Here is a 14046-nt window from a genome sequence, read left to right on the forward strand (position 1 = left end):
AGCAAGCATGAACAACATCGAAGACATCTACTCCCTTTCGCCGACCCAGCACGGCCTGTTGTTCCACAGCGTCTATGAACCGGATTCGCGGGTCTATTACCAGCAATTGAGCCTGGACATGAACGGCCCGCTGCAACTGAGCGCGTTTCGCGGCGCCTGGCAGGCGTTGATGCAGCGCCACGCGGTGCTGCGCAGTGCTTTTCTCTGGGAAGAACTGGACGATGCCTATCAGGTGGCGCAACAGGAAGTGCCATTGCCCCTGACTGAACTGGACTGGCAGGACCGCGTCGAGCCCCAGGCCGCGCTGGAACAGTTGGCGCTGGAACAACGGGCGCAACCCCTGGAGCTCAATGACTCGCCGCTGATGCGCGTGTGCCTGGTACGCCTGGCCCCCGAGCGCTGGCACCTGATCTGGACCTTCCATCACATTCTCATGGACGGCTGGAGCGTCGGCATCGCCGTCCAGGAGTGGCTGGCGCTGTACTACGAACAAGCCCATGGCCGCCCTGCCAACCTGGCACCGACCCGTCCTTACCGGGACTACATCGCCTGGCTGGCGGAACAGGACATGGCCGCCACCGAAGGCTTCTGGCGCGAGCAGTTGCAGGACGTGAGCGAGCCGACCCCGCTGCCCACCTTCGCCGTGCGCCAGCCAGCCCCGGCAGGGGCACCGTTCGCCGAACGGGAAAGCCTGCTGGCCGCCAGCGAAACCGAGCAACTGGCGCACTTCGCCCGCCAGCATGACCTGACCCTCAACACGCTGATCCAGGGCGCCTGGGCATTGCTGCTGGGCCAACATGCCGGGCGTGACGACGTGGTCTATGGCGTCACCGTCGCCGGCCGTCCGGAGAACCTGGCGGCGGTGGACAGCACCGTCGGCCTGTTCATCAACACCTTGCCGCTGCGCGTGCAATGGGCTGACGAACCGACGCTGGTGGACTGGCTGCAACGCTTGCAGCAAGCCAACAGCGATGTGCGCCACCACGCCTACCTGCCGCTGGGCAAGCTCAAGTCAATGACCCGCATCGCCGCGGAACAGGCGCTGTTCGACTCAATCCTGGTGTTCGAGAACTTCCCGGTCACCGATGCGCTCAACCAGGACACCGGTGGCTTGAGCTTCAGTGCCCCGAGCAACGACCAGCAGGTCGATGGCATCACCCACACCCAAGGCCGCAACCACTTTCCGCTGTCGCTGATCGTGGTGCCGGACAAACAACTGCACTACCTGATCAGCTACGACCGCCGTCGCTTCAGCGATGCCGAGGTCGCGGTGCTGTCGGCACAATTGCGCGCCATCCTGTTGGCCATGACGGCGCAAGCGCATAGCCGGGTCAGCGAGCTGGAGTGGCTGAGCCCTGAAGAACGCCAGCAACTGCTCGTGCAGGGTCGCGGCGTGCAATTGCCGGTACCCGCTGCGTGCCTGCACCAACGCTTTGAACAACAAGTGGCCGCCCATCCGGAACAATTGGCAGTCCAGGACCGCCAGGTCGCCCTGACCTACCGGGAACTGGACCAGCAGGCCAACCGCCTCAGCCAGTATTTGCGCGCCCAGGGCATCGGCCACGACAGCGTCGTGGCCCTGGCCCTGGAACGCAGCGCCGAGTTCGTGGTTGCCCTACTGGCCACCCTCAAGGCCGGCGCCGCCTATCTGCCGCTGGACCTCAAGCAACCCGCCGGACGCCTGGCCGACGTGCTGGTGGACAGCCGCGCCGCGCTGCTGATCGGCGCCGCCGCCTCGCCCCTGCTCAAAGGCCTGGCCGAGCACACGCCGACGCTGTGGCTGGCGGAACAGGCCGACGCCATCGCCTCCCAGCCAGACACCCCACCGGCCGTGGCCCACAGCCCGACTGACGCCGCCTATGTGATCTACACCTCGGGCTCCACCGGCACTCCCAAGGGTGTAGTGGTCGAGCACCAGTCCATCGTCGATTACCTGACGGCGGTGCACGCGGTGCTCAACCCACCGCTGGCGGCCCGCTACGGCTTGCTGTCCAGCATCGCCGCCGACCTGGGCCACACCCAACTGTTCGGCGCCCTGTGCAGCGGCGCCAGCCTGTTGCTGGTGGATGAAGACAGCGGTTTCAGCCCCCTGGCACTGGCCGAACTCTTCGACCAACACCCAGTGGATGTGCTGAAGATCACCCCAAGCCACCTGGCCGGCCTGTTGCAGGCACTGCCCGATGCCCGCCTGTTGCCTCGCGCCCTGCTGGTCTTCGGTGGCGACGCCCTCAGCCCGGCGCTGTTGGAACAGGTCAACCGCCTGGCACCCGGGCTGCGGGTGTTCAACCACTATGGGCCGAGCGAAGCGACGGTGGGGGCGATTGCCACCGAGCTGCCCGCCGGCCTGCGCAGCATTGCCCTCGGCCGCCCGCTGCCCAACCGCCAACTGCAAGTGGTGGATGCCAAGGGTCGCCTGGTGCCCACCGGAGTGTCCGGTGAGCTGCTGATCAACGGCGCCCTGGCCCGGGGTTACCTGCACCGCCCGGACCTGACCGCCGAGCGCTTCCACCTCGACGCCGATCAGCAACGCTGGTACCGCACCGGCGACCGCGTGCGCTGGCAAGTGGACGGTCAATTGGCATTCCTCGGCCGGGTCGACAGCCAGGTCAAGATCCGTGGCAACCGCCTGGAGCTGGGCGAAGTCGAGGCGCAGCTCAAGCGCCTGTCGCCACTGATCGAACAGGCGCTGGTCCGTGCCGTGGAACTGGACGGCAGCCTGCGCCTGGTGGCCTACCTGGTCGCCAGCCAATCGCTGTCCGCCACGAAACTGCGTAACGACCTCGCTGCGCGGGTGCCGGACTACATGGTGCCGGCGCACTTCATCACCCTCGATGAACTGCCCCTGACCCGCAACGGCAAGGTCGATGTACAGCGCTTGCCGCTCCCGCAAAAACCCACGGACGACAGCGCCACCCACGTGGCCCCGCGCAATGAGGTCGAAGCGCAGTTGGCCGCTATCTGGCAGGAGGTCCTGAAGCTTGAACGTGTCGGCGTGCATGACAACTTCTTCGCCCTGGGCGGCGACTCGATCATCAACTTGCAGATCATCGCCCGCGCCAACCAGCAGGGGCTGAAACTCACCCCGCGTCAGCTCTTCGAGAACCGCACCATTGCCGACATCGCCCGGGTGCTGGGCGCCGATGCCAACCAAGGCGTCGCGCAAGCCATTGCCGATGGCTATGACCTGCCGCTGGCCGCCGGGCAACTGGCGCGCCTGCAACAAGGACCGCTGCACGCGACTTGGCGTTGCGTGGCGCTGACCCAGGCCATCGACAGCGAACTGCTGACCCAGGCTATCGTCGCCTTGCAGCAACACCATCAGGCCCTGCGCCTGGCGCTCAAGGCCCTGCCGGAGGGCGAGTGGCAGCAACGGGTACTGGTCGCGGCCAAGGCCCCGGTCATCACCATCGAAAAACTTGCAACCTGCGCCCCGGCGCAACTGCAAGCCCTGGCCCAGGCCGGTGTCGATGGACTGGACTTGGATGCCGGCCAAACCCTGCATGCCAGCCTGCTGGAAGTGGACGGCAAGTATTCCCTGCTGCTGGCCGCTCATCCGCTGTGCCTGGACGAAGCGTCCTGGTCGCTGCTGCTGACGGACCTCAACCTGGCCCTGGCGCAGTTGCGCTATCAACGCCCGGTGCGCCTGTCCTACACCGGTGGTGATTTCACCCAGTGGACGCGGCACCAGCAGGCCCATGCCCAGGGCGATGCCCTGGATGACGCCTGGGAGCACTGGCTGCAATACGCTGGCCTGGAACCGCTGCAACTGCCTGCCGGCCAACAGCCGGCCAGCATGATCGAGCAGGCCCTGCCGGCCACCACTTCGGGCGAGCTCAAGCGCCTGGGCGAGGTGCTGCAACTGGACTGGCACAGCCTGTTGGCCGCTGCCGTGGCCGAACAATGCCGTGAGCTGTGCGGCGATGGCCTGGTCGCGCTGAGCGTGCACGGCGCCCGTCCGAACGCCGAACGCTTGCCGGTCACTGCGCCGATTGCCGTCGCCGACCTCGACCCGGCGCGCATCATGGGGCCTCTGGAACTGGCGGTGCCGTACTTCCTCCAGCCCGCAGGCGACAGCCTGCTGCAACGCTTGCAGGCACTGGCCACGCAGATGCGCGCCTATCCGCAGCACGGCGTCGACTACGGTGCCCTGCGCTACCTGTCGGACAATACCTACCTGCAAGAACCGCTGCGCGAGCTGCCAGCGGCAGCGGTCGCCATTCGCTGGCTGGGCAACCTCGACAGCCACCGCGAAGAACGCGGCATCCTGGCCCAGGTCGAGGCCGCAAACCCATCGCCGACGTCGACTTGCCCGCTGACCCTGGACGCCTGGTGGCAGGACGATTGCCTGCACCTGCGCAGCCAGGGCGCCCTCGCCGCCGACTGGGCACCGCGCCTGGCCCAACGCCTGAACGACCTCGCCGGGCTCGCTAGCGCAACCGACCTGCGGCCTGCCAGCCAAGCCTTCCCGCTGTGCCACAAGCAAGCGGCGACCCTGGCGGCCGAACCGCTGGACTGGTTGAACATCGAAGACGTTTACCCGTTGTCGTCGATGCAACAGGGCATGCTTCTGCACACCTTGTTGCAACCCCACAGCGGCATCTACCTGATGCAACAACGCTACAGCTGGGACGGGGTCTTGCAACGCCCGGCGATGGAAGCCGCATGGCAGCTGTTCCTCCAGCGCCATCCGATGATGCGCACCGCGTTCTGGTGGCAGGACGACCACGAGCCGCTGCAATGCGTGTATCGCCAGACCCACCAAGCGTTCGACTGGCAGGACCTGCGCCATCTCGACGAAGCGCAGCAGCGCCAGGCGATGGACCAGGCCCTCGAAGCACAGCGCCTGCAAGGTTTCGACATGGCCTGCGCGCCATTGACCCACCTGCGGGTGTTCCAACTCGATGAGCGACGCTTCGCCGTGGTACGCAGCTTCCATCACATCCTGACCGACGCCTGGTGCTTCGGCCTGCTGATGGAAGACCTGTTGGCGATCTACCAGGCCATCGTCCGCCAGGAGCCGGTGGCCCGTCCGCGCCTGCGCTCGTTCCGCGGCTACATGAGCTGGCTGGAACGCCATGACATGGCCGCCGCACACGCGTTCTGGCAGGCCGAGATGGCCGGTTTCAGCGAGCCGACGCCGTTGCATGTGGACAGCCCCGTGGCCCGTCCGGAGCAGGCACCGGAACAGGTGGGTGACTTCGACCAGACCCTGAGCATCGCCCAGACCCAACGTCTGCAGCAGCTGTGCCAGCAATACCAACTGACCCCCAACACCTGGATCCAGGGCGCCTGGGCGCTGTTGCTGTCGCGCTACAGCGGCAATCGCGATGTGCTGTTCGGCGTGACCGTCGCCGGCCGCCCAACTGATCTGGCCGGTGTAGAGGAAATGGTCGGCCTGTTCATCAACAGCTTGCCGCTGCGCATCGATGTCGACCCCGAGGCGCCAGTGGCCGACTGGTTGCAGGCGCTGCTGTCCCACAACGCACAATTGCGCGAACACGAAAGCGCCTCGCTGGTGGACATCCAGCGTTGCAGTCAGGTGCCGCGCGGCCAGCAGTTGTTCGACAGCCTGGTGGTGTTCGAGAACGCGCCGCTGGACATTAGCAGCGTGCAACTGGATGCCTTCAACATCGACATCTACGAAGACCGAGTGCACACCAACTTCCCGATGACGGTGGTGTTGTACCCCGGCGACCGCCTGGGCATTCGCCTGTCCTACGACAGCCAGCGCTTCAGCACTGACACGGTGCAACGCATGCTAGGGCATTTGGTGCAGCTGCTTTCGGGCATGCTGGAAACGCCCCAGGCGCCCCTGGGCAGCCTGCACATGCTGCCCGAGGCGGAACGTCGGCAGTTGCAGATCGACTGCAACCGCAGCGCAGTCGATTTCCCGCTGGAACGCGGTTATGCGGCGCTGTTCGCCGAGCAAGTGCGCAGCCGCCCGCAACACCTGGCCGCCGTATGCCAGGGACAATCGCTGACCTACGCCGAACTGGACCGTCGCGCCAACGCCATCGCCCACGCGCTGCAAGCCGCCGGTGCCGGCCCGGAAACCCTGGTGGCGCTGTTCGCCGAGCGGGGCCTGGCCTTGCTGACGATGATGATCGCCACGCTCAAGGTCGGCGCCGCGTTCCAGGCCCTGGACATCCAACAGCCCCACGCACGCCTGGCGGAGCTGCTGGACCTCGGTGAAGCGCCGCTTTTGCTGGTGTGCGAGCACGCGACGTCGACGCTGGACAACGTCCTGCCGCAGCTGCACAAGCAACCCACCTGCCTGATCGCCCAGGCGCTCTGGCAAGGCCGTGAACAGCCGCCAGTCAGCTACGTCCACAACCCTGATCAACTGGCCTATGTGATCTTCACCTCGGGTTCCACCGGCATGCCAAAAGGCGTCATGGTCGAACAGCGAGGGATGCTCAACAACATGTTCGGCAAGGTCCCGAGCCTGGGCCTGGGTGAGCACGACCGCATTGCCCAGACGGCTTCGCCGGCGTTCGATATCAGCGTCTGGCAGTTCCTCGCCGCGCCGCTGTTCGGCGCCACCGTGCACATTCTTCCCGATGCCCAGGCCCACGACCCGGTGGCCCTGCTCGATGCGGTCGAGGAGCAGCGGCTGACGCTGCTGGAAACCGTGCCGGCACTGATTCGCGGCATGCTCCAGGAAAGCCAGCCCCATCACACCCTGGCGAGCCTGCGCTGGCTGCTGCCCACCGGGGAGGCGTTGCCGCCGGCCCTGGCCCGGGACTGGTTCGCCCGCTTCCCGGCCATCGCGTTGATGAACGCCTACGGTCCGGCCGAATGCTCGGACGACGTTGCCTTCTACCCCATCACCCAAGCCCCGGGCGACGACTGCCTGCACATGCCCATCGGCAAGCCGACCGCCAATAACCAGGTGTTCGTTCTCGACTCAGAACTGCGCCTGGTTCCCATCGGTGTACCCGGCGAATTGTGCATCGGCGGTGTCGGCGTCGGTCGCGGCTACCTGCGCGACCCGCAACGCACCCGCGAAGCCTTTGTCCCGCACCCGTTCCAGGCCGATGCGCGCCTGTATCGCAGCGGTGATATCGGCCGCATGCGTGCCGATGGCGTGATCGAATACCTCGGCCGTCGCGACCAGCAAGTGAAGATCCGCGGTCACCGCATCGAGCTGGGCGAAATCGAAAACCGCCTGATGCAACACCCGGCGGTGGACAGCGCGGCGGTACTGGCTCTGCCCGACGCCCGCGGTGCCTTGCAACTGGTGGCCTGGTATGTGCTCGACGAAGCGGTCGACCTGGGCGGCGACTCCGCGCAACAGGTCTTGAGCGCTTACCTGGGCCTGCAACTGGCAAGCTACATGGTCCCGGCCCGCTGGCTGGCCCTGGCGCAATTGCCACTGAACGCCAATGGCAAGGTCGACCGTCGCGCCCTCGCCGCCCTGGGTGTACCCCAGGACGAGACGGCACAGGCGCAAGGCATGGCACCGCGCACGCCAACCGAGAAAGTGCTCGCCGAACTCTGGCAGGAAATCCTTGGCCTGGACGAGGTCGGTGTGCACGACGACTTCTTCGCCATCGGCGGTCACTCGCTACTGGCCACCCAGGTGTTGTCGCGGATCCGTCGACGGTTGAACGTGAACCTGCCGCTGCGCACGTTGTTCGAGCGTAGCACCCTCGAACAACTGGCCGAAGCGGTGGATCAGCAGCGCGATGCCCAGACCGAGGCCGACGGCGACACCGAGATGGCCCTGGCGCCGCGCGACCAACCGTTGCCGCTGTCCTACAGCCAACAACGGTTGTGGTTCCTGGATCGCTTCGAAGGCCCAAGCGCCGCCTACAACATGACCACCACCGTCAGGCTGCGCGGCGCGCTGGACATCGCGGCGCTGCAAGGGGCCTTGCAGGCGGTCTTCGAACGCCATGAATCCTTGCGCACCGCGTTCCACCTCCACGGCGACCAACCGTGCCAGGTCATCAGCCCGGCACCGCTGGTTGACTTGACGCCGACCGAGCTGAGCCACCTCGACAGCGCGGAACAGGGGCAAACCCTGCAACGCTTGATCAATGAACAAGCCGCACGCCCGTTCGATCTGCAACAGGCGCCGATGTTGCGCGCCAACCTGCTGCGCCTGGGCAGCGATGATCATGTGCTGCAACTGGTGCTGCATCACATCGCCACCGACGCCTGGTCCATGGGCATCCTGATGCAAGAGCTGATCGTCGGGTACCAGGCCCGCACCAGCGGCTCGACACCGGTGCTGCCGACGTTGCCGATCCAGTTCGCCGACTACGCCTACTGGCAACGCAGCGAAGCGCAACAGCGCCTGCTGGCACGGGCCATCGACTACTGGCGCCGCCAGCTCGACGGCGCGCCCACCTTGATCCCGCTGCCGCTTGATCTGCCACGCCCGGCGCGCCCCGACTACCAGGGCGCGGCCCTTGAACAACGCTTCACCGCGGCCCAGACGCAAGTGCTCAAGGCCTATGCGCAAGAGCAACGGGCGACGCTGTTCATGGTACTGCTCAATGCCTTCAACAGCCTGTTGCAGCGGGCCACCGGGGCCAACGACTTTATCGTCGGAACCGACCTGGCCAACCGCGAACACCCAGCCCTGGAACACCTCATCGGGTTCTTCGTCAACGTGCTGCCGATCCGTGCCCGCCTGAGCGAGGGCGAAACCTTCGATGCCCGCCTGCAACGCTTGCGCGAGGATTGCCTGGCGGCATTCCAGCACCAGCAAGTGCCGTTCGACAAACTGGTGGAGGAATTGCAGCCGCCGCGTACACCGGGGGTCAACCCGCTGGTGCAGGTGCTGTTCGTCATGCAGAACACGCCCAGCGGCAATGCCAGCCTTCCGGACCTTGAGGTGGAACATCTGGTATCGCGTCAGGAAAGCAGCAAGTTCGACCTCGCCGTGTTCGTCGAGGAGGACGAAGAACAAGGCCTGAGCGTGCGCTGGGTGTATCGCACCAGCGTGTTGCAGGAACAGACCATTCAGCGTCTCGAACAAGGCTTCGAGCACCTGCTGGAGCAGATCATCGCGGCCCCGGCTCAGGCGCTGGACCAATGGTCGTGGCGCCTGGAGGGCGGCAACGCCAGTGCGCCATCCCTGCCTGATTCGGCGCTGGACGAGGCTACGGCTCGCAGCGCACGCAAGCAGTCGAAACTGAGCAAGCTCAAGCAGACCCGTGCAACCGCTGTGAGCCAGGTGGCCCACGAGCAAGTCCGGACCCGCACCCTCGATGCCGGGCAAGCCTTGCCGTTGGTGATCGAGCCGATGCTCGGCGACCTGGACCCGGTGCACTGGGCGCTGCAAGCCCGGGAATGGATCAACGCACAGCTGCTGACCCACGGCGGCCTGCTGTTCCGAGGTTTCAACCTGCCGGATGCCGCCGCCTTCGAGCAGTTCGCCCAGGCCATCGAGCCCGACCTCTACGGGACCTACGGCGACCTGCCGAAAAACACTTCCGGCAAGAACATCTACCACTCCACGCCGTACCCGGAACAGCACATGATTCTCTTCCACAACGAGAGCTCCCATCTGCCGCAGTGGCCGCGCAAGCAATGGTTCTATTGCGAAACGCCGGCACCCCGTGGCGGCTGCACGCCCATCGTCGATTGCCGGCAAGTGTTGGCACGTTTGCCGGAAGACATCGTCGCCCGTCTCAAGACCCAAGGGCTGCTCTACGTGCGGCACTTCACCGACAAGCTGGATGTGCGCTGGCAGGACTTCTTCAAGACCGAACAGCGCGAGGAAGTCGAACGCCAATGCCTGGCGTCGGGTATGCGTTGGGAATGGCTGGGGGCCGACAACCTGCGGATCGCCCAGCACTGCCCGGCCATCGTCGCGCATCCCGAGACTGGGGAACTGTCGTTCTTCAACCAGGTGCAACTGCACCACACTGCCTGCCTGGAACCGGAGGTGCGCAGCAACCTGATCAGCCTGTTCGGCCCCGGACACCTGCCACGCAACGTCTACTACGGCGACGGCAGCGTGATCGAGGACGCGGTGATGCAGGTGATCGGCGAGGCCTATGAGGACTGCGCGGTACGTTTCAGTTGGCAAAAGGGTGACATGGTGATGCTGGACAATATGCTGGTGGCTCACGCCCGGGACCCCTTCGAGGGCGAGCGCAAGATCTGTGTCGCCATGGGCCAGATGATGCGTCGTGAGCAATTGACCGGGCTGCTGCCTGAAGTACAGCCGTCGCCGGTTGTGGAGGTGCAGGCATGAGCGCTTTTGAAAAACGTGAAGAAGCCTTCGCCCTCTCACCGCAACAACGCAGCCAGTGGTTGGCGGGGTTGCCAGCGGTGCGCCTGGAACTGGAAATCAAAGGCCCGTTGGCCCTGGAACGCCTGCAGCAGCGACTCGTAGCCCTGAGCGCATGCCACGAGGCCCTGCGCCTGCGGGTGCGGCCCGAGCCGGGCTTGCTGATGCCGTTGCAGGTGGTTGAATCCACCGTCACGGCAGCGGACGCCATCGGCGTCGAGGTGCAATCGATCAGCGATGATCGGCACCGGGTGACGCTGCAACTGCCGGCACTGAGCGCGGATCGCGGGACCTTGCTGCGCTTGGCACAGGCATTGGCCTCGACGGATGCGCCATCGCTGGATGACGAGGCCATGACCTATACCCAGTACAGCGCCTGGCTCTACGAATTGCAGGCCGATGAAGACGCCGAGCCTGGCCGGCGCTTCTGGGCCAGCCAGGCCCTCGATGAGCCGGCTGCCAGCGAACTGCTCTACCGCCAGGTACGCAGCGACTGTCCCGACGCCCCGGTGACCACGCGCCTGAGCGCCAATCCGCAGTTGAGCACAGCCCTGGACAGCTTTTGCCAGCGTCACGACGCAACGCCCGAGCAGGTGCTGATGGCGGCCTGGGGCGTGCTGTTGCAGCGCCTGAGCAGCGGCGACAGCCCGGCCCTGACCTTGAACTGGGTCCACGATTGCCGCGACGACTACGAAGAGCTCGCCGACTGCTGGGGATTGTTCGCCAAGCCCCTGCCCCTGCGCTGGCAACCGGCGGCGGACAGCGCGTTTGCCCAGGCCCTGGCAAACCTGCAGGTACTCTGTGAGCAAGCCACGGAATGGCAGGAATACTGCGCTGTCAGCACGACACCGCCAGCCGACGCCGCGCAGTACGGTTTCCAGTGGGCCGGGCATCTGCCCGATCGGCTCGACACCTTGGGCAGTATGGCATCGACACTCACGGTGCTGGACGCCCAAGCCATCCCGGCGGGCATGGAGCTGCTGCTGGTAGCCGAAACCATCGCTGGCGACTATCGCCTGAACCTTTGCCACCTGCCGGGCCGCTACAGCGAGCAAGCCGCCCGGGTCCTGCTGGAGCAGTTCCAGTCGCTGCTGCTCGATGCCCTCGCCAACCCCGGCAAGCCCCTGGCCGAGCTGTCAGTGCAGGCGCCGAGCTTCACCGCAACGCTGGCCGCCCTGCAGGCGCCACTCGACGCTGCGGCGCTGGCGTTTGCCAGTGTGCCGGCGAGCTTCGACGCGTGTGCCGCGCAGTTCCCCGAGCACCTGGCCCTGCGCGACCACAACGGGCAACTGAGTTACGCCCAGTTACAGGCGCGCAGCAACCAACTGGCGCATTACCTGCGCGCCCAGGGTGTGGGTCGTGAAGATCGCGTGGCGTTGTACCTGGATCGCTCGGCACAGATGGTCCTGGCCATGCTCGCCGTGCTCAAGAGCGGCGCGGCGTTCGTCCCCCTGGACGTGCATCAGCCGGCGCAACGCACCCTGGCCATCCTGCAACAGGCACAGCCCGCCTTCGTCCTCAGCGGTTCGGCCGGCAGTGCCCCGGCGTTGCCCGACATCGGCAGCCTCGACCTGCGGGATGAAGCGACCTGGCAGCAAGCACCTACCACGGCAATCGACGTCGAGATCCAAGCCCAGGACGCGGCCTACGTGCTGTTCACCTCCGGCAGCACCGGCACGCCCAAAGGCGTCATCGTCGAGCATCGCCAGCTCGCCAGTTATGTCACCAGCGTGTCCCGGCGCCTGGCACTGGCCGCCGGCGAACGCAGTGCGGTGGTCACTTCGCTGGCGGCCGACCTGGGTTACACGTTGCTGTTCCCGGCACTGCTCAGCGGCGGCGAATTGCACCTGCTGAACAAGGAAACGGCCATGGACGCCCAGGCCTGGACAGCCTGGCAGGCGAAGTACCCGATCGATCACTTGAAAATCGTGCCGTCGTTGCTCGACGCCTGGTTGATTCATGCCCAAAGCGCTGCGGTGCTGCCGCGCAAGCAATTGATCCTCGGCGGCGAAAGCTGCTCGCGGCGCCTGCTGCAAAGCATTCGCAGCCTCGCGCCGGCCCTGGCGGTCTTCAACCATTACGGCCCGACCGAAACCACCGTTGGCGTGGTGATGCACAAAGCCGAGCCGGCCACGGATTATCGCCGCCTGCCCCTCAGCGACCGTCTCGACGGCATGCGCCTGTACCTGCTCGACGAGCAGCAAGCGCTGGCCGCCCCCGGGCAAAGCGCCGAGTTGTATATCGCCGGCCCGCAATTGGCTCGCGGTTACCTGGACGCGCAACAAAACGCCGGGCGTTTCATCGAGCTGGCGCAACTGCCTGGCGAACGCCTCTATCGCACTGGCGACATGGCCCGCTATCGCCATGACGGCAGCCTGGAAATCACTGGGCGCGCCGACCGCCAGGTGAAAATCCGTGGGTTCCGCGTAGAGCTCGATGAGATCCAGGCACAACTGACCGCTCTTCCCGGTGTGACCCAGGCCGCCGTGGAATGCATTCCTCGTGGCGAGCTCGGCCAGCAACTGTTCGCCTTCATGACCCTGGCACCCGGGCATTCGACCACGGTCGCCAGGCTGCATGGCCAGGCCCAGGATTGCTTGCCGGACTACATGCTGCCCACCCTGCGGATCGTCGAAGCCTTGCCGCTGATGGGCAACGGCAAACTCGACCGCAAGACCTTGCAGCAATGGGCCGACAAAGTCCTCGACACGGTTGGCAGTGCCTTGCCGCGCACGCCGCTGGAAGCGCTGCTCGCCGAGGTCTGGGCACAGGTGTTGGGCCTGGAGCGGGTGGGCATCGACGATGATTTCTTCGAGCTGGGCGGCCATTCCCTGGCGGCGGTGACGCTTGCCAGTCGCTTGCAAACCGCGCTGTCGGCCCCGGTAACGGTCAATGCCGTGTTCAACGCCCCGAGCGTCTCGGCGTTTGCGGCGCTGGTGCAGGCCGAGCTCAAGCTCTCGCCGCTGGTGCGGTTGTCGGCACCCAACACTGTCGAAGCCGCCAACCTGTTCTGCTTCCACCCCTCCACCGGCCACGTGCAGGACTACCGCACGCTGCTGGCGCCGCTTTCGGATTGGCATCTGTGGGGCTTGCAGGCGGCCTACCTGACCGACGACAGCACAACGCTGGGCGGCGATATCGAGAGCCTCGGTGCGCTTTATGTCGAGCACCTGCGCCAGCAGCAGCCGCAAGGGCCTTATCACCTGCTGGGCTTCTCCCTCGGCGGCCTGCTCGCGATTGCCGCGGCCGCGCGCCTGGAAAGCCAGGGCGAGGAAGTGGCGTTCCTCGGTATCATTGACTCGCAGTACCAGCATCAAGCGCCGCAAGATAGTGTCGAAATGCTGCTGGAATCGGCCTCCCAAGCACTGACGCCAGACAGCCAGGCGGTGTTGCGCCAGTTGCCGGCGCCGATCATGGCTGCGCTGCTGGAACAACTGGACGCCCTGCCCCCAGCGGCACGCCTGGCGGAGTTGGTCCAGTGGGCACGGCAACAAGGCCTGCAACTCGATGGCGACAGTTGGGAGCATTTGCAGACGCGGCTAAACTATCAGCAGCATACGCAGCATCTGCTGGCCACGTTCAAGCCCGTACGGTTGAGCTGCCCGGTGCATGTCTGGTGGGCCAGCGATACCCTGGCCGAGGCTGAGTTCACCGACCCGCATTGGGAAGGCCTGAGCAGTGGGCCGTTGACCCGCGAGGTCATCGCGGCGCAACACCTGACCATCCTTGAGCAACGCGCCTTGCATGAACAATTGGCGGCGCGCCTCACGGCCATTGCTACTCACGGAGCGGTTTGA

2 protein-coding genes are annotated in these 14046 nt (G+C 65.9%); both read left to right on the top strand.

Annotation, left to right across the window (positions count from 1 at the left end):
• The first annotated feature begins 7 nt into the window (after positions 1 to 7).
• On the top strand, positions 8 to 10213 hold the full coding sequence (locus PSH86_RS17990) for a non-ribosomal peptide synthetase (RefSeq protein ID WP_305483978.1): 10206 nt from the start codon (positions 8 to 10) through the stop codon (positions 10211 to 10213).
• On the top strand, positions 10210 to 14046 hold the full coding sequence (locus PSH86_RS17995) for an amino acid adenylation domain-containing protein (RefSeq protein ID WP_305483980.1): 3837 nt from the start codon (positions 10210 to 10212) through the stop codon (positions 14044 to 14046). Before PSH86_RS17990 ends, PSH86_RS17995 begins: the two co-directional genes overlap by 4 nt.

The sequence above is a fragment of the Pseudomonas sp. FP2300 genome, assembly GCF_030687595.1.
Taxonomy (GTDB): Bacteria; Pseudomonadota; Gammaproteobacteria; order Pseudomonadales; family Pseudomonadaceae; genus Aquipseudomonas; species Aquipseudomonas bijieensis.